The 21,770-nt window shown below is 69.9% G+C and carries 20 protein-coding genes; 10 read left to right on the top strand and 10 right to left on the bottom strand.

Going from position 1 to position 21,770, the window contains the following annotated elements; translation table 11 throughout:
* Positions 1-1,085 precede the first annotated feature (1,085 nt).
* Both bla and Pka01_RS34070 read left to right on the top strand, forming a co-directional pair.
* Positions 1,086-2,084, top strand: coding sequence for a class A beta-lactamase (gene bla, locus Pka01_RS34065; protein ID WP_203887081.1), 999 nt, complete (start codon positions 1,086-1,088; stop codon positions 2,082-2,084).
* Positions 2,085-2,369: 285 nt separating this feature from the next.
* Positions 2,370-3,038, top strand: a complete 669-nt coding sequence (locus Pka01_RS34070; RefSeq protein WP_203887082.1) for a response regulator — start codon at positions 2,370-2,372, stop codon at positions 3,036-3,038.
* A gap of 29 nt (positions 3,039-3,067) precedes the next feature.
* Here Pka01_RS34070 and Pka01_RS34075 read toward each other — a convergent pair whose 3' ends face one another.
* Together Pka01_RS34075 and Pka01_RS34080 are read right to left on the bottom strand one after the other, a co-directional pair.
* Positions 3,068-3,475 (bottom strand): MerR family transcriptional regulator, encoded by a 408-nt coding sequence (locus tag Pka01_RS34075; protein ID WP_203887083.1) that lies wholly within the window; start codon positions 3,473-3,475, stop codon positions 3,068-3,070.
* Positions 3,472-3,741, bottom strand: a complete 270-nt coding sequence (locus Pka01_RS34080) for a hypothetical protein (RefSeq protein WP_239115817.1) — start codon at positions 3,739-3,741, stop codon at positions 3,472-3,474. Before Pka01_RS34080 ends, Pka01_RS34075 begins: the two co-directional genes overlap by 4 nt.
* A 326-nt stretch (positions 3,742-4,067) precedes the next feature.
* Here Pka01_RS34080 and Pka01_RS34085 point away from each other — a divergent pair, with 326 nt between their 5' ends.
* A complete protein-coding gene (locus tag Pka01_RS34085; protein WP_239115800.1) occupies positions 4,068-5,228 on the top strand; it encodes an aromatic ring-hydroxylating oxygenase subunit alpha in 1,161 nt (386 codons plus the stop codon).
* A gap of 106 nt (positions 5,229-5,334) precedes the next feature.
* Here Pka01_RS34085 and Pka01_RS34090 read toward each other — a convergent pair whose 3' ends face one another.
* From Pka01_RS34090 to Pka01_RS34110, 5 genes are all read right to left on the bottom strand, one after another.
* A complete protein-coding gene (locus tag Pka01_RS34090; protein ID WP_203887085.1) occupies positions 5,335-6,987 on the bottom strand; it encodes a hypothetical protein in 1,653 nt (550 codons plus the stop codon).
* A gap of 299 nt (positions 6,988-7,286) precedes the next feature.
* Positions 7,287-7,610, bottom strand: coding sequence for a hypothetical protein (locus Pka01_RS34095; protein ID WP_203887086.1), 324 nt, complete (start codon positions 7,608-7,610; stop codon positions 7,287-7,289).
* A 401-nt stretch (positions 7,611-8,011) separates the two neighbouring features.
* Positions 8,012-9,304, bottom strand: a complete 1,293-nt coding sequence (locus Pka01_RS34100) for an MFS transporter (protein WP_203887087.1) — start codon at positions 9,302-9,304, stop codon at positions 8,012-8,014.
* 299 nt (positions 9,305-9,603) lie between these two features.
* Complete coding sequence (lpdA, locus tag Pka01_RS34105; RefSeq protein WP_203887088.1) at positions 9,604-11,004, bottom strand: dihydrolipoyl dehydrogenase; 1,401 nt, start codon at positions 11,002-11,004, stop codon at positions 9,604-9,606.
* Between the two features lie 165 nt (positions 11,005-11,169).
* Positions 11,170-11,877 (bottom strand): hypothetical protein, encoded by a 708-nt coding sequence (locus Pka01_RS34110; protein WP_203887089.1) that lies wholly within the window; start codon positions 11,875-11,877, stop codon positions 11,170-11,172.
* Between the two features lie 249 nt (positions 11,878-12,126).
* Between Pka01_RS34110 and Pka01_RS34115 the strand changes: the two genes are divergently transcribed.
* From Pka01_RS34115 to Pka01_RS34135, 5 genes are all read left to right on the top strand, one after another.
* Positions 12,127-14,136, top strand: a complete 2,010-nt coding sequence (locus Pka01_RS34115) for a sensor histidine kinase (protein ID WP_203887090.1) — start codon at positions 12,127-12,129, stop codon at positions 14,134-14,136.
* Between the two features lie 2 nt (positions 14,137-14,138).
* On the top strand, positions 14,139-14,801 hold the full coding sequence (locus Pka01_RS34120; protein ID WP_239115802.1) for a response regulator: 663 nt from the start codon (positions 14,139-14,141) through the stop codon (positions 14,799-14,801).
* Positions 14,802-15,198: 397 nt separating this feature from the next.
* Entirely contained in the window at positions 15,199-15,831 is a 633-nt protein-coding gene (locus Pka01_RS34125; protein ID WP_203887091.1) for a hypothetical protein, read from the top strand.
* Positions 15,832-15,907: 76 nt separating this feature from the next.
* A complete protein-coding gene (locus Pka01_RS34130) occupies positions 15,908-17,887 on the top strand; it encodes a sensor histidine kinase (RefSeq protein ID WP_203887092.1) in 1,980 nt (659 codons plus the stop codon).
* The gene (locus Pka01_RS34135; protein WP_203887093.1) at positions 17,884-18,543 is read left to right on the top strand and encodes a response regulator; all 660 of its coding nucleotides are present in this window, start codon (positions 17,884-17,886) and stop codon (positions 18,541-18,543) included. The genes Pka01_RS34130 and Pka01_RS34135 overlap by 4 nt, the downstream gene beginning before the upstream one ends.
* A 36-nt stretch (positions 18,544-18,579) precedes the next feature.
* Here Pka01_RS34135 and Pka01_RS40980 read toward each other — a convergent pair whose 3' ends face one another.
* Positions 18,580-18,783 (bottom strand): response regulator transcription factor, encoded by a 204-nt coding sequence (locus Pka01_RS40980; protein WP_373318221.1) that lies wholly within the window; start codon positions 18,781-18,783, stop codon positions 18,580-18,582.
* A gap of 23 nt (positions 18,784-18,806) precedes the next feature.
* On the opposite strand from Pka01_RS40980, the gene Pka01_RS40985 reads away from it, so the two are divergent.
* Complete coding sequence (locus tag Pka01_RS40985) at positions 18,807-18,953, top strand: hypothetical protein (RefSeq protein WP_239115821.1); 147 nt, start codon at positions 18,807-18,809, stop codon at positions 18,951-18,953.
* Between the two features lie 95 nt (positions 18,954-19,048).
* Here Pka01_RS40985 and Pka01_RS34145 read toward each other — a convergent pair whose 3' ends face one another.
* Together Pka01_RS34145 and Pka01_RS34150 are read right to left on the bottom strand one after the other, a co-directional pair.
* Positions 19,049-19,702, bottom strand: coding sequence for a response regulator transcription factor (locus Pka01_RS34145; RefSeq protein ID WP_203887094.1), 654 nt, complete (start codon positions 19,700-19,702; stop codon positions 19,049-19,051).
* A complete protein-coding gene (locus Pka01_RS34150) occupies positions 19,699-20,895 on the bottom strand; it encodes a sensor histidine kinase (protein ID WP_203887095.1) in 1,197 nt (398 codons plus the stop codon). Before Pka01_RS34150 ends, Pka01_RS34145 begins: the two co-directional genes overlap by 4 nt.
* A 160-nt stretch (positions 20,896-21,055) precedes the next feature.
* On the opposite strand from Pka01_RS34150, the gene Pka01_RS34155 reads away from it, so the two are divergent.
* Positions 21,056-21,763 carry a hypothetical protein gene (locus tag Pka01_RS34155; protein WP_203887096.1) on the top strand — a complete coding sequence of 236 codons (708 nt, stop codon included), beginning with the start codon at positions 21,056-21,058 and terminating at the stop codon, positions 21,761-21,763.
* Positions 21,764-21,770: the final 7 nt, after the last annotated feature.

Genomic DNA, 21,770 nt, shown 5'->3' on the forward strand with positions numbered 1-21,770 from the left:
CGAACAACATGGCGGCGAGGCTGATGGCGAGCATGTAGGAGTAAAGGATCAGGCCGATTCCGGCCACCCACGCCGCCACCACCAGGGTCCGGCGTACGGACGCCGCCCAGCGGCGTCCGGTCCCGGCCGCGATCAGTGAGCACACCGCCGCCGCAGAAAGGGCGAGCGTCACAGCAGCCCATCGGCCGGGCGAGAACGGCTCGTCAGGTGGGGCGAAGGGCGACCCGGGATCGGCCGGCCACCACACGTGGGCCGCACCGTAGGCGAAGGTCCACACCGCCGCCGCACGCGGCCGCCATCTCGCGGATCTGAGTGCCATGCCGTCGACTATTCCGGCCGCCGGTGCAAGTCGGCTCCCCCCGATGGGGGAACATCATCCCCTGCCAGGGGGAACCGGCTTCACGCCTGATCGGCGGATCTGTCGGGCGCGCGGGCGTCACCTACGCCGTCCATGTCCATGCCTGGACCGCCATCCACCGTGGCGCCCACCGCCTTGGGAGAAGCGGAGCCTCTGGGAGATCTTGCAACGTCGGCCCCTGCAGGATCCGGACTGGGTGATGGTGGTCCTGCTGGTGCTGTTCACTTGTTGCACACCCTTGTGGGTCGACGGGCTGTTGATGGCCGGGGCGTTCTGGTTGTGCCGCCCGTGATTGCGGGTCCGGACAGGGCCGCGCTCGTCCGCGGAGGCGGGTGCCCACGTGGTTTGAGGGGTCGTCCCGGCGCTCGCGCTCGCCTGTGGTGGTGTGATGAACACGCAAAGTGTGATGGCCGCCGTGGTCAACGTCAGAAGTCGTACGCTGACGGCCGTGCCGACGGTCGAACTCCCCGCAAGATGACGACTCATTTCGTCGTTCACCCGCCTCTCGTCCGCCGGCGGTGATCATCTCCGAAGCGGACATAAAGGACATAAGGGACATAGTTCTGCATACCCAACGGTCGGGCGTCGGCCTCCGGTTCAGCGGTCTACGGCGGAGGGGATTGCTCCTTCTTTGCCATCGTCCTTGCATATGCGGAGCACGGTGGACGATCTCAGGAGGCAGAATGGCCGGCCGGCCAGGCAGAGGAGGTCTTCGACATTGCTTGAAATGAAGGACCCGTCACGGTTTCTGGTCTCGCTCGGGGCAACGGGGCTCGCCTTGTCCGCCCTCGTCGTTCTCGCCGGCTGCGGTGAGACCACGACCGCCAAGAACGCGGCCATCCCAGCGGTCACCCCAAGCGCCACAACACGAACTCCCCAGCCGACGACGTCGCCGCTCCCGTCCCAGGCGGAGGTCGGCCGACAACTTCGCCACCTCGAGCAGCGGCACCACGGACGCATCGGCGCGTACGCGATCGACACGGGGACGGGCAGGACCGTGAGCCACCGGGCCGGCGAGCTGTTCCCGACGCTGTCGACGTTCAAGGCCATGGTCTGCGCGGCGGTGCTGCGGAAGGCGCGGCAGTCCGATCCCGGGCTGATGGACCGGGTCGTCCACTATGGCGGCGACGACCTCGTGGACTACTCGCCCGTCACCGAGAAACACGTGGACACCGGCATGACCGTCGCCGAACTGTGCGAAGCGGCGATCACCGTGAGCGACAACACCGCGGGCAACCTGCTGCTCAAGCAGATCGGCGGACCGGCCGGGCTCACCGCGTTCTACCGCTCGCTCGGCGATTCTGTGAGCCGGCTCGACCGCTGGGAGACCGGGCTCAACGTCTGGAAGCCCGGTGAGAAACGGGACACCACCTCCCCGGCCGCCTACGCGCGCGACCTGCGGGCGCTCACCCTGAGCGACGCGCTCGAGCCCGCCGACAGAACCCGGCTGGTCGGCTGGATGAACGATGCCGAGACCGGGGACGCGCGCGTCCGGGCCGGGCTGCCCCGCGAGTGGACCGTCGGCGACAAGACCGGCACCGGTCCGACCTACGGCACCACGAACGACATCGCGGTCATACGGCCACCGTCCGGCGCACCGGTGATCATGGTGATCCTCACCAACCGCCGTACCGCGGACGGCGCCAGTGACGACAAGGTCGTCGCCGAGACCGCCGTCATCCTCGCGCGCGGGCTCGGCAGGACGGATCAGGGCGCGACCGGATGATCACGTCGGGCGGCTCCGTCGGGGCCGTCATGGCCTTCACCCTCGTGGAAGGTGGATGCGCGACCTGACTTCCACCGTTCACCATTTCTCCACTGGGACTGAGTGGGGCTTCACCTCGTCTCCACCAGCCGGATGAGCAGACTGTCCTCGTGGCTGACGTGCTGGTAGTGCTCGGAATGCCGGCCCGCCGGTCGCGGGTCGCCCGATGAGACGCCTGGGGGAGGTCTCACCATGAGCCGTGCTCTTGCCCACGTCCTTGGAGGCGAGTTCCGTTCGGATGGTCTCGTGACACGTGTTCTCGTCGTCGATGACGAACCGCAGATTCTCCGGGCGCTCCGGATCAACCTGGTCGCCCGCCACTACGAGGTCGCGGTCGCGACCGACGGAGGGTCGGCGCTGAGGGGCGCCGCCGACTGGCATCCCGATCTGGTCGTGCTCGACCTCGGGCTGCCTGACATCGACGGAGTCGACGTCATCCACGGACTCCGCGGATGGACCACCGTCCCGATCATCGTCCTCTCCGGTCGTTCCGGAAACCAGGACAAGATCGACGCGCTTGACGCCGGAGCCGACGACTACGTGACCAAGCCCTTCAGCATCGACGAACTGCTGGCCCGCATCCGGGCGGTGAGCCGCCGGGCGTCCATCCATGCGGGCGAACTCGCCCACATCCAGCTCGGCGACCACGCGATCGACCTGGTCAGCAAGACGGTCACCGGTGGCGTACGGCTCACGCCCACAGAATGGCACCTCCTGGAGATCCTCCTGCGCAACCCGGGCAAGCTGGTCAGCCAGCGCCAGCTGCTGACCCAGGTCTGGGGTTCTGAGTTCGTCACCGCGACGCACTACGTGCGCCAGTACATGGCCCAGCTACGCCGCAAGCTCGAGAAGGATCCGGGTCGCCCCGTCCACCTGATCACCGAGCCGGGCATGGGCTACCGCTTCAGCCCCTGAACCCACTCCGGAGCTTCCGGGCCCGGTTCCTAGAGGCCCAGCGGGCAGCACGGACTGGCCGCGCAGGTCATCAGGTCGTCACACCCGGCATCCACCGCCTGTGTCAGCGTGTGACGGATCCGCCGCAGATCGGCGATCTTCTGTTCCACCTCGGTCAGCTTGTTCATGGCCTGCCGTCGCAGGCCGCCGCCTCGCCTGCCGCTACGAGGCGAAGCGGCATCGATGAGCTCCGCAGCCTCGTCCAACGTGAAACCGAGCCGCTGCGCCGCCTTGATCAACCGCAGGACGGTCACAACCTCCGGCGGATATCGCCGATGTCCCCCGTTGCTCCGATGCGGTTCCTCCAGCAGGCCGCGCCGGTGGTAGTAGCGCAAGGTCTGAACGTTGACCCCCGCCGCTTCGGCGACCTCCCCGGCACGCAGCCGGCCGTCGGTCATGACGCCACCTGGCCGTTCGCGCGAGCAGCCAGCCCATCGAGCACACGAGAGTGAACGGCGGGCACCTCGACGTCCAGGATCAGGGTCGGTCCCGCGATGCTCAGGCGGAAGGAGAAGAACGAGCAGCAACTCGTCTCCCTGGCCACCAGGTCCCGCGTGGTCTCCTCCACCCGTGGCCCGCCGTCGAGCACGAGCCGGAGGTGGGTCGGACCCACTCGCTCCAGCCCCCGCAAGGCGGAGGAGAACAGCTCGTCGAACTCCGCCACTCGCAACGGCCGCTCCTGGGATGGAAGCGTGCAGTCAGCCGGTGCCCACTCCATGAACCTTCCCTCCGCCGACGCCACCCGTCCCTCGTGCGAGTGGACCCTCCATATCTCGACGGTAAGGCTGTACCGGGGTACGGAATGCAACCCAGGCCGGGCGATCCATGTGCCGAAGCCTCTGGCCGTACATGGGTGGTGATCGGATGCCCGGAGGCATTGAACCTTCACTAAAAGGATCATTAGCCTCAATCTGGCCGGCGCGGGACCTGTGCGCCGGCCCGCGGGGTCGCCGCCGGGCACCCGTGTCGGTGTCAGGCTTTGGAGGTACGGTGACGCAGGATCCGATCCCAGCGATCGATCACATCTCGTCGGGATACGACCCCGACCCCGCCCTGTCGATGTCGCTGCACGCCGACGCCTACACCGATACGAAGTGGTTCGACGTCGACCAGCGGGCGATCTTCGCTCGCACGTGGCAGTGGCTGTGCCACGTGGAGAAGCTGCGAGAGCCCGGAAGCTACGTGACGGGCACGGTGGCCGGCATGCCGATCGTCGCCGTCAGGGACGAGACAGGCACGCTCCGGGCGTTCTACAACGTGTGCAAGCACCGCGCACACGAACTCCTGACGGGGTCCGGCGTACGGCGCAGCATCGTGTGCCCGTACCACGCCTGGAACTTCGACCTGACCGGCCGGTTGAGGCGCGCGCGCAACACCGGCGACATGCCGGGCTTCGACCCCTCCACCGTGTGCCTGGACCAGATCCAGGTCACCGAGTTCGGCGGCATGGTCTACGTCAACCTCGACCCCACGGCGCCTTCTCTGACCGAGCAGGCCGGAGACCTCGAGGCGGAGATCGAGGCGCGGGCGCCGGACGTGGCCAAGCTGACCCTCGCGCGCCGGCTCACCTACACCATCGCGTCCAACTGGAAGAACGTCGTCGACAACTTCCTCGAGTGCTACCACTGCCATGTGGCGCACAAGGACTTCGTGTCCCTGGTCGACATGAGCACCTATCGGGTCACCACCTATGGGATCTACTCCAGCCACATGGCCCAGGCGGGTAAGGCGGAGAACTCCGCCTACGACGTGTCGGGCGCGACGGTCACCGAGCACGCGGTCTGGTGGCTGTGGCCCAACACCTGCCTGCTGCGCTATCCCGGCCGTGGGAACTTCATGGTGTTGCAGATCATCCCTGACGGCCCGGACCGGACGCGCGAGATCTGGGACTTCTACCTGGAGACCACGGACCCGAACGAGGCGGAACTGGACAGCATCCGGTACATCGACGAGGTTCTCCAGGTGGAGGACATCGCCCTGGTGGAGAGCGTCCAGCGCGGAATGCGCACCCCCGCGTTCACCCAAGGGAAGATCGTTTACGATCCCAGCGGATCAGGGTTGTCGGAGCACGCGGTCCATCACTTCCATGGCCTCGTCCTCGACGCGTACCGGAGCGAGCTGGAACGACCGGGCTCGGCGCCCGTGAGGTGAGGCGGAACCCTCTTCGATTTTCCTGCGCACGCATGCCGAAGGCCCCTCGCGATCTTCGCGAAGGGCCTTCGGGTCTTTCGACATGCGTGGCCGTTCAGCACCGGCATCAGCGGACGTCTACGTAGTCCTTGGTGCTGTTGGCGGCCAGGTAGGTGACGTTGCCCTTGTACTTGGCCATCCAGGTTCCGTCCTTCCGCGCCTTGAAGCCCTTGTGCCACCTGCCGTAGCGGTCGGTGCCGGCGGTGCCCACATAGGACCAGGACTTCGATCCGTGCGCCTGGAAGTAGATGTTCACGGTCTTACTGCCCAGAGGGCGCCAGACGAAGGTGTGGTACTGCGTGGTGGTGAGGTACTTCAACGTTCCGCCCACCGTGATCGTCTTACCCTTGCGCACCGGCTCGGGTTTCGCGTTGAACCCCGAGACGGACGTCCGGTACTTCACCGTCGCGTAGGCGGTGCCGCTGAGAGCATCCAGATTGCGGTCCCAACCTTGGTAGCGCAGCCTCCAGTAGCCGGACGACACGGCCGTCGCGTGCACCTTCACCTGCCCGTTGGAGGTGAGGCGGCTCTGTCCCACCACGGTCCAGGTCTTCCGGTTCTTGGAGAACTCCAGATCCACATAGCCGGTCGTCGCGGGAAGCGCCGGGCCGGTGGCGGTGCGCCTGGTCACGACGGCACTGGCGGTGATCTGTGCGCCCTTGGCGGCCGGGTTCGGCGACACCGTGAACCGGCTGATCGAGGAGCGGTAGAAGGAGTAGATGACGTTCTCGGGGCCTTCACTGCTCCCCTGATAGGGGCCGGGGACGGAAACACCGTTCCGCGTCAGGTAGGGGAACGGTTCGAAATTCACGAACCACTGCGTGGCCTGCGGTACGACCACCGACTTGGAGTAGCTCCCGTCCGATCTCGTCCGCGTCGTCCCGAGATCGATGTCCTTTTTGGTGTCGAGGTCGTAGACGGAGATCTTCACGTCCTGCCCCGGAGCGCCCGCCCAGTGGCCATCGGCCTTCTTGCGTTCGAGCCGACCGGTGACCTGAACGGTGGCGCCGATGATCGTCGGAGGAGAGGAGAAACCGATGGACAGCCGAGTCTCCTGGGGGCGCACCTTGAGCAGGCTGTGCGTCGAGGCGGCTCTGGAGTACCCCGGGCTCCCGGAGTAGCTCGCGTAGGTCTCGCTCTCGATCATGTTCGTGTCCATGCCCTTGATGTACAGGTGGACGGCGCTGGAGAACCTTCCGGCCGAGTCGGTCGTCGCGTAGCCGGCGCAGGCGCCGTCGAGGTTCAGGCAGATCGTCACGCCGGGCACCCCGAGCTCGCTGCCGCTGCCGCTCCCGTAGACCAGTCGCCCTTTGTACGTCACGGTGTCGTGGTCGACGTCCACGGTGGACGGCGAGATGGTGAACTCGCTGAACCGCGTCATGCCCCGGCGGTCAAGGACGAGGGCCGGCTTCTTGGCGAAGGTCAGACCTGAGGCGTCGGCGATCTCGACGTCGATGTAGATGAGACCCTTCTCGAGGGTCACCGGCTGGGAGGTCCGCCAGACGCCGTCGGCGGCGGTCCCGCTGACCAGCTCGAAGTCCGTGACCGTCGCGAACGGCTCCTTGTTGCTGTTCGACCGCAGCCTTGCCGTGACCTCGGTGATGTCGCTGTCCGAACTCGCACTCACCTCGATGGGTGTGCTCCATCCCGGCGCGGTGGCCTTCGCATACCGAATCGCCACCGTCCCGGCGGAGGCGGGGTGGGCGATGGCGATCAGCATGGCGGCGAGCGTGACGCTTAGGAGGAGGGCGAACGCCGTTCGCCCGTAAATGACATGTTTTAACCGCAATTGCACAGAAGTGAGACACTCTGCGGGGGATTCGGGTTTACCTGTGGCCCCAGCTTGCCGCTCGGCGAATCTGGATGCCCATGCTCCTGCTTGTGGACCTAAGGGCTGAGGTTCGATTCGCCGAGACGGCTCCGCCTTGACCAGGGCGTTCTTCTTTGGAGGAACGTCCTGTGTGGTTCCCGGTTGTCAGGCCGAGCGGGCGAGTGACTGTGCCAGCACGCCGGGAGTCCCTAGTAGAGCTGCACTGTCCTCGTCGGAGAGACCGCCTCCCGTAGGTGCCTGCTCAGTTGAGTGATGGTCTCGCGGTATGCGGTCAGTTCCTCGGGAGAGACCCCGGGGAGTTCGAAGACGTACTCCACAGCCACGGGCACATCACCAGGGAGGTCGAGGATGAAATGCTTGACCGCTTCGACTTCCTCGCGGAGTTCCGTCAAAGTCTCTCCGGAAACGCCCCCAGCGATGGGTGCATCGATTGGATCAGCACCCCAGACGACGGTTCCCGTGTCGAGGGCCGTCTCCCGGGTGACCCTGAATCGAAGACGATGTGTGGTCACTGAAGTCAGTCCTTTCCGAACACGTGCTCAAGAGCGTGTTCCAGGTCGTTGAGCTGCGTAGGTCGGATGGCCCGGACGGGGACGACCGCACGGGCGATGGTGATCTGCGTTTGGTCGTACGTAGACGAGCCGTTCGTGTTGTCTCAGCCCAGTCGACTCGCAGCCCACGCTCCCGGGCGAGTTCGTAGATCCTGTCCCGGATTTCGGATAGCTGCTCAGCGCACGGTCACCGTAGCTATGGCGCGAATTCGCGGCAGGTCCTATGTGGAATCGATCTTGCTAACGACAATGCCGATAAGGGCAGCAGGGACCATTTCGGTCTTCATGTTGCGACCTCGTCTGAGATGCGGTGTGCTCCGCGACAGTGCGCGGCAGGAATACGAGGGGCTCGAGCGGCGCCGTCAAGAGGCCTCCAGGTCGTGGGTGCGGCCGCGGACCGGTTTCGTCGCGGGTCGTCCCGGCCGAGCCACCGCGATGAGAGCCGACAGCAGGGCCGGGGTCGCCGCCAGCACGAAACACAAACCCAGGGGCAGGCCGTCCACCACGAGGCCGACTGCCGCGGTGCCCATGGAGTTGCCGATGTTGAAGGCGGTGTTGACCCACGCGCCCACCCGGGTCCGGTTCTCCGGCCTGGCGGACTCGTCGGCGAGCAGGTAGGCCGTGGTCAGGGCGGGAGCCACGAACAGCCCGATGACGCACGTCGCGGCGGCCAGCGTGTACAGGTTCGACGAGGCTCCGGCCGCGGCGAGCGCGAGGCCGAGCGCGGTGGTCAGCACCGGGGACCGCACCGCCCCGGAGACGCGCCAGGAGACCGCGCCGTAGGCCAGGCCGCCGACCGCACTTCCTGCCGCCAGCGCGGCCTCGACCCACGCCACCGCCGCGGTCTGGTCATGCCGTTCGGCGAAGGCCACCATGAGCAGGCTCAGCGCCCCCAGGCACAGTCCGACCGCGGCTGACATCGCGATCGGAAGCATCAGCGTGCCCGCACCGCCCCTCCACCACCGCGCAGGTCCGGCCGGCGCCGAGGCCATGCCAGGTCCCTCGACCTCCGCGGCGGCAGAGGAGGTGCCGGCGCGGAACGACCGGGCGGCGCGTACCGCCGGCGCCGACACGAAGGCGAAGGTGCCGATCGCTATCAGGGCGGCGCTCAGGGCGACCCCCGCGGCAGGGTTCGCGAGGGCGGCCACCAGGCCGGCGAGCAGCGGCCCGGTGACGAACAGAAGTTCCTCGGCGACGGTGTCCAGGCTGTAGGCGCGTTGCAGCAGCATTCGATCGGGCAGCAGGTCGCTCCACAGCGTCCGCATGACAGGCCCGAGCGGTGGCGCGCAACCGCCGGCCACGGCCGCGAGAGCCGCCAGCAGCCCGCTCGGGGTCCCTGGCCGCCAGGTGAGTACGGCCAGGCAGGTCAGCAGCAGCGCGTACAGGACGGCCATCGGCGGCAGGGCCCTGCGCGGTCCGTAGCGGTCGATCAGCCCGGCCCTCAGCGGGGCGAGCACGGACGTGGTGAGGCCGAACAGGGCGATGGCGCCGCCGGCGAGGGCGTAGGAACCGGTAGTGGCGGTGAGCGCCAACGTGAGGGACAGGAAGACCGTCCCGTAGGACAGCCGGCCCAGCAGTGCGGCGCTGAAGGCACGCCTGGCGAGGGGATGGGACAGGACGGCGACGTACGACGGAGGTCGCGAAGGCGAAGACATTGGGGATGTTCCTCAGGAAAGCAGCGCGCATCCGAGGCGCTGCGAGCTGTCAGGGACGCCGGAGTGCCGCATCGCAACGATGCGACCGGTCCGATGTCCTAGGCACGGGGGAGGAACATGCCGTCACACTAACAGCGGTCGCGGCAGGTCGAAAGAGATCAGGTCGTGCCCGCACGCCCTCGACCGCGCGTGCCTCCGGTGCCGCGGGCTCCGGCACCGGGATCCAGGCCGGCGGAGGGTCGCGGCACGGCGATCCGTACAGCGACGTCGAGGCTCCGCCGGCACCGCACGGCGACTGCTCACATGTTGATCATGTGACCGGCGAGTCCGTGAACGGCCTCCTTGACCGCCTCGCCGAGCGTCGGATGGGCGTGGACGTTCCTGGCCACCTCCGTCACGGTCAGGTCCCACTGCTGAGCGAGGGTCAGCTCCGGCAGCAACTCGGTGACCTCGGGGCCGATCAGATGGGCGCCGAGGAGCTCGCCGTACTTCGCGTCACTGAGAATCTTGACGAACCCGGTGGTGTCGCCCAGTCCGTGCGCCTTGCCGTTCGCGGTGAACGGGAACCTGGCCACCTTGACGTCGAAGCCGCGCTCGCGGGCCTGCGCCTCGGTGAAGCCGAAGCTGGCGATCTGCGGCTGGCAGTACGTGGCCCGCGGGATCATCGTGTAGTCGAGCTCCATGGTCTCCGCGCCCGCGATCGTCTCCGCGGCCACGATGCCCATCGACTCGGCCGCGTGGGCGAGCATCAGCTTGGCGGTCACGTCGCCGATGGCGAAGATGTGCGGCACGTTCGTACGGCACAGCCCGTCGATGTCGATCGCACCCCGGTCGGTCAGCCGTACACCGGTGTTCTCGAGCCCGTATCCCGTCACGTTGGGCTGGAAGCCGATGGCCTGCAGCACCTTGTCGGCCTCGAGGGTCGACGTCTGGCCGTCGCGGGACACGGTGACACGCACCTTCTCGCCCGAGTCGTCGATCGACTCGACGCGAGTCGAGGTGAGGAGGTCGATTCCGAGGCGCTTGTAGCGCCGGGCCAGTTCCGCGGAGACCTCCTCGTCCTCCAGGGGCACGACCCGGTCGAGGAACTCGACGATCGTCACCTTGACGCCGTAGCTGTTGAGCACGTACGCGAACTCGACGCCGATGGCGCCCGCTCCCGCGATGATGATGCTCCCGGGCAGCTCCTCGCTGAGGATCTGCTCCTCGTAGGTGACGACCCGGTCGGTCACGGCCGTTCCCGGCAACAACCTGGTCGCCGCCCCGGTGGCGAGGATGCAGTGGTCGAACGTCACGGTCCGCTCGCCGCCGTCCGCGCCGGCCACGCGGAGGGTGTGCGCGTCAACGAAGGAGCCGCGCCCGTCGTACTCGGTGATGCCGTTCTTCTTCATGAGGTAGTGGACGCCCTTGACGCGGCCGTCCGCGACCTTGCGGCTGCGCTTGAAGGCTTCGCCGTAGTCGAAGGTGAGCGTGCCGTCGACCTGGATGCCGAACGTCTTGGCCTCGTGCGTGAGCAGGTGGACGAGTTCGGCGTTGCGCAGCAGCGCCTTCGAGGGGATGCATCCCACGTTGAGGCACACACCGCCCCAATAACGTTCCTCGACGATTGCCGTGCTGAGTCCGAGCTGGGCGGCGCGGACCGCGGCGACGTACCCGCCCGGGCCGGCCCCGAGGACCACGACGTCGTAGTGATCGGTCATACCGGGACCATAGGCGGCCGGGGAGGCGACGTCTCCAACCGGGGTGGAAAGAGTCATCGCACCCGGCTCGACCCCGACCGCGGACGGCCGGGCCCGGGAGAGCCGGGCCCGGCCGTCCTGATGGGGGACCGTCGCCGGCGATCCCTCATCCGGGGTGATCCGCCGCTACCCCCGCAGCCGGCGGATGCCGAGGACGATCGACACGAGGAGCAGCCAGAGCGTCCATCCGTACAGGGCGGCCAGCCAGGCCGTGTCGAAGACCGTCGACGGCACGACCAATCCCACGACGCTGATCAGACCGGTCGCGGCGAGCACGATGCCGAGCCAGCTGATCCACCGGCCGATGATCCTGCCGCGGAGCGCGGCGATCGAGAACGCGGCCAGCAGCACCGACTGGGCGACGATGGAGATCTCCCCGAGCATCTGGCCGAACCAGGAAAGGGAGTACCAGGTCTGCACCACCGTGTCACTGAGGGACGACACGTCAGAGAGCACCCAGAGCAGGGGGAGACCGGTGACGACGGCGTTGATCGCGACGAGCAGTCCGCCGCCGAGGAGGATCGCCTCGCGGAGCGAGGACTCGGGGAGGAACCGGCGGGCCAGACGGGCCAGCGCGCCGGTCAGCACGATCAGCGCGACGAGGCCGAGCGCGCCGGCGAAGGCGTTCATCTGCAGAGTCGAGGCGGCCTCGGACGCCCAGGCGCGGATTTCCGCGGCGCCGGCCTGACCGACCTCCGGGGACTCGGGCGCCCATGTGCCGAACGTCAGGACGAACAGGGCAAGGGCCGCGCCCGCCGCGATGCCGTACGCGGGCCGCGCGGAAGGCCGCGCGGCCGCCGGTTCGACCGCCGCGTCGGCGTTGATCGTGGACATCTCTCCTCCAGGTGTGTGAGAACGGCGGATCGTCAGCGACGCCGTCCCCATGACCTTCGTCGGCCCGCCGGCCCGGGGGCGACGGACGAGCGCCCTCATGAGTCCCGGTTCCGCGCCCGCCCGCCCACGGGACGAACGTCCCGGGACGACGGGACGCGGGCCGCGTTATCGTTCCCGCACCACCGTGGAGCACCGCCGAGGAACCCCGCGGAACCGCGTGGAACCGTCGCAGTACGCAAGGAGATGATCGTGGTCGGCACTCGTCCGTCGCGCCTCGGCGCAGCGGGTCTGCTCGGCGTGTCGGTGGTCCTGTTCGCCGTGACGGCGTTCGGCGCGGGCCTGCTCAGCGCGGTGGACGCGCCGACGGCCGCCGACATCATCTGGTTCGCCGGCTTCCTCGCCTTCCCGCTGGTGGGCGGCCTGATCGCGTGGCATCGCCCGGAGAACCGCGTCGGCTGGCTCTTCCTCGCCGTGGGCGTGCTGCAGTACGGCGCCGCCGTGCTGGACGGGCTCTCCCAGCACATGGTCGCGACGCACCCCGGTTCCGTGGTGGGACCGCTGCTGGTGCTGGTCCAGAACGCGCTGTTCGCCCTCGGGTGGGTGTGCGCCACGGCGTACCCGTTGCTGCTCTATCCCGACGGGCGGCTGCCGACGCCGCGCTGGCGGTGGGCCCTGCACGGCACCACGGCCGCGCTGGCGGTCCTCATCGCGTCGGTCGTCGTCACGCCGGGACGGATCTTCGAGGACGACCCCGCGCAGAACCCCCTGGGCGTGGCCGCGCTGGAGGCGGTCGCCCCCGCGGTCACCGCGGTCATGCTCTTCGCACTGCTCGGCCTCACCGTGATCGGAATGGCCTCGATCATCGTGCGGTGGCGGCGGGCCGGTGGGGTGGAGCGGAGACGGCTCGCGTGGCTCGCGCTGGCAGCCGTGGTGTTCATCGTCAGCACCGTGGTCGGACTCGCGACGGACGCGTGGACCCCCGAGTGGGTCGGCTCCACCCTGGAGGGCGTCGGGGTCGCGGCACTGCCGGCCGCCACCGGAGTGGCGGTCCTGCGGGCCGACCTGTTCGACATCACCGTCGTGCTCGATCGCGCGATCGTCTACTCGGTGCTCACCGGCCTGGTGATCACGGCCTACCTCGGATGCTTCGCCGCGACCTCCACACTGCTCGCCCCGGGTCCCAGCCGTAGTGCGTCACTGCTGGCCACGGCCGTGGTGTCGGTTTCGCTGAGTCCCGTCAAAGACAGGCTGATGCGGGTCGTCGACCGGCTCCTCTTCGGCGATCGCAGTCGTCCGTACCAGGTGCTGACCGCACTCGCCGAGCGGCTGGCCCGCACCGACGCGCTGGAGGAGTTGCTGCGCACGGTCACGGACGCCCTCAGCACGATGCTGCGCCTGCCGCACGCGCAGGTCGTGGTCGGCGCCGATGTCGCCGCCGCACCCAACCTGCTCGCGTTTCCCCTGATCAGCCATGGGCGGCAGGAGGGAACGCTGCTGGTCGGCCGGCGCTCGGGCCAGTCCAGGTTCGACGCGCGGGAACTCGATCTGCTCGCCGACCTCGCCGGGCAGATCGCCGTCGCGGTCAGGGCTGCTCGCCTCGCCGAGGACCTGCGCGAGTCCAGGGAGCGCATCGTCCGGGCCAGGGAGGAGGAACGCCTGCGGATTCGGCGTGACCTGCACGACGGCCTGGGACCCCTGCTGGCCGCGGCCAGCCTGCAGGTCGACGTGCTCTCCGACCGGTCGGCGGACGCCGAGGCGTCCCGGCTGATCGCGAAGATCAAGGCGCTGATCAGTCAGTCGGTCACCGACGTACGGCAGGTCGTGCACGGGCTGCGTCCGCCCTCTCTCGACGACCTCGGGTTGGTCGGAGTCGTGCGAGAACACGCGACGTCGCTGCGCGGGGCCGGCCTGCGCGTGTTGGTCGACTGCCCGGACGATCTGGCGGTGCACAGCGCGGCCGTCGAGGTCGCCGCGTACCGGATCGTCACCGAGGCGATGACCAACGTCGTCCGGCATGCCGACGCCGGCCTCTGCACCGTCACGCTGAACCTCGACGAGCACCGGCTGCGCGTCGAGATCACGGACGACGGAACCGGTCTCGGGTACCCGCACCGCGACGGCGTCGGTCTCGCCTCCATGCGGGAACGCGCCGACGAGCTGGGCGGAAGCGTGACGATCGAACCCGGTCGTGGCGGGGGCACCAGGGTCGTCGCCCTGTTGCCCGTGCCGGCGGTGCCGGCGCCCGCTGCGAGGATGTGACGGTGACCACGACCGTGCGGGCCCTCCTCGTCGACGACCACCCGATCTTCCTCGACGGCCTGCGGACCGCCCTCATGGGCCTCCCCGAGATCGAGGTCGTGGGGACCGCCACCGACGGAGCGTCCGCGATCGAGGCCGTCGCCTCGTCCCGGCCCGACGTCGTGCTGATGGACCTGACGATGCCCGGCATGAGCGGCATCGAGGCGACCCGCCGCATCAGCGGTCAAGGCGGTCCCGCCGTGCTCGTCCTGACCATGCACGCCGACGACGACTCGGTGTACGCCGCCATCCGTGCCGGTGCCACCGGCTACCTCCTCAAGGGCTCGGACCGCGCCGACGTCGTGCGGGCCGTGCTCGCCGTGGCCGCGGGCGAGGCCGTCTTCGGCCCGGAGATCGCGAGGCGGGTGCTGAGCTCCTTCGCGGAAGGCCCGCGCGAGGCGGCGGCACGGCCGTTCCCCGAGCTGAGCCCGCGAGAACTGGAGATCCTGGACCTCGTCGCCGGAGGCCTCGGCAACCAGGCCATCGGCCGCAAGCTCTCCATCGCCCCGAAAACGGTGCGCAACAGCGTCTCGACGATCCTCGGCAAACTGCACGCCGCCGACCGCGGCGAGGCCGTCGCCCGGGCACGCGCACACGGGCTCGGCTCCGGCACGCCCCGCTCCTGATCCGGGGCCCGGCGCGGGGGCCTGCAGCCCGGCTTCGGCGATCGTGAAGGCGAGGAGCAGACCGCGGGCGATGTAGGCCGTCGTCTCCGCGGCGCCGTACTGGGAGAGAAGGTGGAGGAGACCGAGGAGCGCGGCGGCGATCCCGCCGATGACCGCGGCGACGGCTCCGGCTCGGATGGAGGGCTTGTTCATGCACTCGATGCTTCTCGTCCGGCGTTCCCGGCACATCGGCGCGATTCCCGACGTCGCCGGGAATCCGTTTCCCGGCGAAGGGGACAGAGCGGGTCCCGGCTGGAAGGGGATAACGGCCTCAGGCCCTTGGGAGGCCGGGCGCCGAACACTGGCTTCCGCGGGGCGACGCCGACCCCGCTGACCCGCAGTCCCCGAGAGGTAGGCCATGACCGCCGTCGCTTCCGTTCCTTCCGACCCTTCCGCGCTGCACGGCCTGGGCCGGCCCCTGCTGGTGTTCGCCGGCCTCCCGTTGCTGCTGGCCGCGCCGTTCGAGTTCCTGAGTGTGTTCGACAGCCGGCCGTTCCCCGAGATCGCCGCGGGAACCGCGCACTCCGTCTCGGCCAATCTGGTGCTGCTCGGCTTCTGCGGGCTCCTCGTCGCCGTCCCCGCGCTCGTCACCCACACCGGCTCCACCGGGCGGCGACTCGGTCGTACCGCCGCGCTTCTCGCGACGGCCGGAGCCGCAGGAGGGGTCGTGTCCCAGTGGTACATCGGCACCGTCCTGCCCTGGCTGGCCCACTCGAAGAGCCCCGAACTGTCCGGTGAGATGGGCGGAGTCGGGCTGTACGGGACGATGGCGCTGCTGACGGCGGGCATACTCGCGCTGGGGATCAGCGGCCTGCGCTCGCGGGTCCTCCCGAAGCCGGCCGCGATCCTGCTGATCGTCGCCGCGGTCGCCTTCGTCTTCCCTCCCGCCCTCATCGCGCTCACCGGCGCCGCGCTGCTGTGGAGCGGAGCGGCCGGACTGCGAGCATCGGCGCCGTCGGTCCCCGCGACGGATGCGCCCATGGCCGCCTGAGTTCACCCGCCGGCCGGTCGCGGCTAACCTGTCGCGGCCGGCCATCGCCGACGACGCGCCTGTTCGAGAGGTTCAGATGATCCGCAGACGTGCCGCACTCGCCGCGCTCGTGGCACAGTCCGGTCTGCTCGTGTGGCTGTCGCTGTGCCTGTGGGTCCTCCCCGGCGGGGACATCCTGCGCGACCGCACCACGGTCGGCCTCTACGCCGTCGCCCTCGGTCTGCTCGGCGGCACCGGGATCGTGCTCGCCCGCCGACGGCGCCATCCGCTCGCTCCGATGCTGATCGCGACGGGGATCGGCGGCGCCGCGTACTACGCGGTGACCGCATCGGTGACGCTCGGCCACCATCGTCACCTGGGGCCTTTCCGGCCGTTCCTCTTCTGGCTGCCGACCTGGCTGTGGCTCACCATCCCGGTCGGTGTCGTCGCCCTCATGCTGCGCTTTCCTGACGGCACCGCGCTCGGCCCATGGTGGCGGCGCGGAGAGCGGGTCCTCGCGACGCTCGCCGTCTGCCTCGCGCTGCTCGTCGCGTTCCTGCCAGGCGGAGACGGCACCGTCGGCGGTGAACCCAACCCGTTCGGGATGTCCGCACTGCAGCCGCTCCTCCCGCTGATCACTCCGCTTTTCGCGCTGCTGCAGGCCGCCTTCCTGTTCGGCGCCGTCGCCCTCGTCCTCCGCTACATCCACAGCGGCCAGGTCGAGCGGCAGCAGATCCGCTGGGTGGCCGCCGCGGCGGGGGTCATCGCCCCGGTCACGGCCGCAACCGCCCTGCTCGGCACGGCCTGGATCGCCGAGGCCCTCGCGCTCGTCCTGCTGCCGGGCGCCATCGCGGTCGCCGTGCTGCGATACCGCCTGTGGGACCTCGGACTGGTGCTCCGGCGGACCCTGCTCTACACGGTCCTCACCGCGATCCTGCTCACCGCCTACATCGGACTCGTGCTGGGCCTCGACGCCGCCCTGCCCGGCTCGGACCTGCTGCCGGAGGTGCTGGTCACCGCCCTGATCGCGGTCGTCGCGCTCCCGCTGCGCACGATCCTGCAAGCCGCGCTCGACCGGATGCTCTTCGGCGACCGCCGTGATCCGCACCAGGTGGTGCGCACGCTCGGCAGACTGCTCGAGTCGACGCGCGAACCGCTGCTCGCCCGCGTGGTGGTCGAGCTCGCCGAGTCGTTACGCCTGCCGTACGTCGCCGTCGAGTTGCCCGACGGCTCCGTCGCCGCGGCGGTCGGAACTCCGGTGACCGGCGCGGACGGCGCCCGGATCCTCCTGCAGGTGTCCGGCGAGACCGCCGGGAACCTGATAGCCGCCCGGCGGCATCCGGACGAACCGCTGTCGCCGGCGGACCATCGCCTGCTCTCCGACCTCGCCGGGCATCTCGGCGTCGTGGTCCACGCCGCCGGGCTCGACTCCGCCCTGCGGCGCAGCCACGAACGCCTCACCCTCATCAGGACCGAGGAACGCGGCCGGCTCCAGCGCGACCTGCACGACGGTCTCGGCCCACTGCTCGGCGCGGCGGGAATGCGGATCGCCGCCGCACGCAACCTGCTCGTACGCCCGCGGGTGGACCGCGCGGAGGAGGTGCTCGCCGCGGCCGCCGCCGATCTGGAGGAGGCGCTCACCGAAGTGCAACGCATCGTCGCGGACCTGCGGCCCACGGCGCTCGCCGACCGCGGGTTGGTCGCGGCGCTCCGCGATCAGATCGACGGCTGGGCCGGCCGGCTCGCCGTGACGCTGGATGCTCCAGATAGGTTGCCGGCCATGGATCCCGCCATCGAGACGGCCGCCCACCGGATCGTCATGGAGGCTCTTCGCAACGCCGAACGGCACAGCGGCGGCAGCACGGCACAGGTGCGGATCGCGGTGCACGGCGGCGAACTGACCATGGAGATCAGCGATGACGGCGCGGGCCCTGCCACCGGACCCGTACGGCCCGGCGCCGTGGGGCTGCGCTCGATGCATGAAAGGGCCGAGGCTCTCGGGGGAGTGCTCCAGATCGAGCCGGGTCCTGGCAGCGGGATGCTGGTGCGGTGCGTGCTGCCGGGGGTCAGGGAATGACCGTGAGGGTTCTGCTCGCCGACGACCACCCGATCTTCCTCGAGGGACTGCGCACCATGCTCGAGACGGTCGACGGCATCGAGGTCGTGGGCGTCGCCTCGAACGGGGCCGAACTGCTTGAGCAGGCGGCACGAGTCGAGGCCGACGTGGTCGTCGTCGACCTGGACATGCCCGTGCTGGACGGCGCGGGCGCCGCGGCCGAGCTGATCGAACGGCAGCCCGGTGTGGCGGTGATGGCGCTGACCATGCACGCCGACGAGGAGGCGGTGCTGCGGGCGTTGCGTGCCGGTGTGCGCGGCTACCTGCTGAAGTCTTCTGGGCCGGCCGCGATCGCCCGGGCACTGTCCGCCGTCGCGGAGGGTGACGTGGTGTTGAGCGGCAGGATCGGCGCGATGGTGGCGAGGGCCGCGCTGCGGACGACCACCGACCGCCCGTTCGCCCAACTCTCCGGACGCGAGACCGAGATACTCGACCACGTCGCCCGGGGGCGCTCCAACCCTGAGATCGCCCGCGAGCTGTTCCTGTCGGTGAAGACCGTGCAGAACCACGTCAGTGCGATCTTGAGTAAGCTCGGAGTGGCCTCACGGGCCGAGGCCGTCGCCCGCGCCCGTGACGCCGGGCTCGGCACCGGACCGGCATCGGGCGGCGTCGCGTGACGGACGGGTCCGCTCAGCTCAGGGGGGCGGGCACCGTCACACAGAGCCGCCCGGCGCCACGAGACCGCACTCGAACGCCAGGATGACGGCCTGAACCCGGTCGCGGCTGCCGGTCTTGGCCAGCGTCCGCCCGACGTGCGTCTTGACCGTCGACTCGCCCAGATGGAGGTCGCGCGCTATCTCCGCGTTGGACAGCCCCCTGCCGATCAGGGTGAGCACCTCGCGTTCGCGGTCGGTCAGGGCGGCCGCCGGCGTGGCTGATCGTGACCATGTTCGCCGGAAGCCTGTCGCCGACCTTGGCCCTGGCCAACCTGCTCCTGCTCCCGCCGTTCGTGATGGTGGCACGGCTGCTGGTCTCCCCGGCCCATCGGGCGGGCCAGGTCGGGTCGCCGTCGGCGGTCGCCGGCTGAGGGCGGCGAACAGCGACGACAGGGCGTACTCCGGCAGGGGGACGCCCTGTTCGTCGTCACGAGCGGCACCGGAGCCCTCGACGCCGTCTCCCTCGTCACGGGCGACGGGGCCGCACCACGCCGGCCTCGAAGGCGAGCACCACCGCCTGGACGCGGTCGCGCACGTCGAGTTTGGCGAAGATGCGGTTGACGTGGGTCTTCACCGTCGCCTCACCGACGAAGAGCTCTCCGGCGATCTCACGGTTGGACAGTCCGCGCGCCATCAACCGCAGCACCTCGGTCTCCCTGCCGGTCAGGTCGGACAGTTCGGGAACGCCGACCGGCGACGCCGTCGCCGTGTAGTGGTCGATCAGCCGACGCGTGATCTCCGGGGAGAGCAGCGCGTCGCCACGGGCGGCGGCGTGCACCGCGCTCGCCAGTTCCTTCGGCGGAGTGGTCTTGAGCAGGAACCCGCAGGCGCCCGCGCGCATCGAGCGGTAGACGTACTCGTCGAGGTCGAACGTGGTCAGCATGACGACCCGGCAGCCGGGGTGGTCCGCCAGGATGTGCTCGGTGGCGGCCACGCCGTCGAGCCCCGGCATGTGGATGTCCATCAGCACGACGTCGGGCCGGTGCAGCGCGGTGAGCCGCACCGCCTCCTGCCCGTCGACGGCCTCCGCGACGACGTCGATGTCCGGTCGCGCGCTGAGGATCATCCGCAGTCCGCCGCGTACGAGCGCCTCGTCGTCCGCGATGAGGATGCGCGTCACGCCGGCGCTCCCGTTTTCGTCGGCGTGGACGCCGCCGACTTCGCGCTCAGCGGCAGTTCGACGCTCACCTCGAAGCCGCCTCCGTTCCGCGGACCGGTGGCGGCCGTTCCGCCGAACAGCTCCGCACGCTCGCTGATCCCGGTCAGCCCGTGGCCGCCGCCGTCGTTCCGCCTGCCGGCCCCCGGGCCGTCGTCGACGACACGCACCCGCAGGTCGGTCCGTCCGACGTCGACCGTGACCGAGACCGTGGCGCCCGGCGCGTGTTTCGCCGCGTTGGTCAGGGCCTCCTGCAGCACCCGGTAGCCGCTGACGTCGACCGCCGCGGGAACCGCGTCGAGGTCGCCGTTCACGGTGACGTCCACCCTGCCGCCGGCGACGCTGACTCCGGAGAGCAGCGGGTCGAGGTGCCGCAACGAGGGCAGCCGCTCCGGGCCCCCTTCGGCGCCGCGCAGCACGACGAGCAGCCGGCGCAGCTCGGTGACGACGTCGCGGCCGACGTCCTGCACCGCGTCCAGCGACTCGCTCGCCCGCCGCGCGTCGGAGTCGAGCACGGCCTGGGCGGCTCCCGCCTGCAGGACCATCACGGTGACGCCGTGCGAGACGATGTCGTGCAGTTCGCGGGCCACCCGGAGCCGCTCGTCCGCGCGCGCGGCGGCCTCCCGTTCGGCGGCCAGCGCGACGAGACGTTCCGCCTGCGCCCGCCGCATGCGGACGGCGTAGGCGGGCCCCATGACGGCCAGCGCGACGAAGACGATGAAGACCCAGTCCTGGTTGCCCGTACGCACGGCCTGGACGCCGTACGCGACGAAGTAGGAGACGCCCGCCACCAGCGGCCCGTGGCGGCCGCCCACGGCCACGCAGCCGAAGCAGGCTCCGGCCAATGCCAGGAGCGGGACGACCGGCGCTATCGGCGGAACGGGAGTGAGGATCTGCGCGGTGAAGCAGGCGCCGGCCAGCACCGCCGCGGCCCGGGGATACGACGTGCAGACCGCGACCGCCAGGCAGAGGCCGGCGAGCAGCACGGTGACCACGGCCATCCAGCCGGCGGGCACCGCGGTGAGATCCGGCCCTTCGCCGCCGTACGGCGCGAGCGGCACGTAGAGCTCTGCCGAGCCGAACGCGAACAGCGCGAGGCCGGTCACGGCGAGGGCCAGGTCGACCCGCCGCCGCCCGATGTTCCGGACCCATGCCATGGCCGGGAGCGTATCCGAGCCCTTCGCGAGCCGGCGTCCACCTGTGGATGGACCGGACGCCCGGCGACGTCCACCCGCCGATCAATGTCTCGGCCGACGACCGGAGCGGCATGCCGTTCCTAACGTCTGCGTCGTCAACAGACAACGACGGGAGACCTCGATGAGTGACCTGACCACCCGGCCGTACGGCCGGCGTTTCGCGGGGATCGCGATGGCCGCGAGCGGCGTCCTGTACGCGGCCGCCAACGCGTTCTACTGGGTGATGTTCCCTGACGAGGTGAGCGAGACCGCGGCGAACGTCGACGTGGCCGCCGCCGACCTCGGCGCCTGGCGGATCGAGACGATCCTCTTCGCGCTGACCCACCTGCTGCTCCTGCCGGCGACGGCGGGGCTGATCGTGGCGGTCGGCGCCCGCAGGCGCCTGTTCGCCACGGTCGGCGCGGTCTTCGCCGTCCCCGGCCTGTACTTCTCCACGGTCCATCTCTGGCACTACAACGCCTTCTTCGGTGCGCTCGCCGGCGGGGGCGTGAGCGTGGAGGCGATCCGGCCGGTCACCGGCGCCCTCGACGAGGATCCGTTCGTGATGGCGGGCTTCGCGGTCTGGATCCTGGGTTTCATGATCGGGCTGCTGGTGTTGTCCTTCGGAGCGTGGCGGGCCGGTCTCGTGTCCCTGTGGGTGCCGCTCGCTCTGACCGGCGGGCAGGTGCTCGACTTCGTGTCGAACGGCACGGCGCCCAAGCTCGTGGTGAGTGCGCTCATGGCCGCGGGTCTCATCGGCCTGGCTCTGGGCATCGGCCTGCGCCGGGCGGCGGGCACGGCGGACGAGACCCAGGACGAGGGCGAAGCCGCACCGGCTTCGCGGGCCTGACTGGGGG

Origin of the sequence: Planotetraspora kaengkrachanensis, from assembly GCF_016862895.1 — a bacterium.
GTDB lineage: Bacteria > Actinomycetota > Actinomycetes > Streptosporangiales > Streptosporangiaceae > Planotetraspora > Planotetraspora kaengkrachanensis.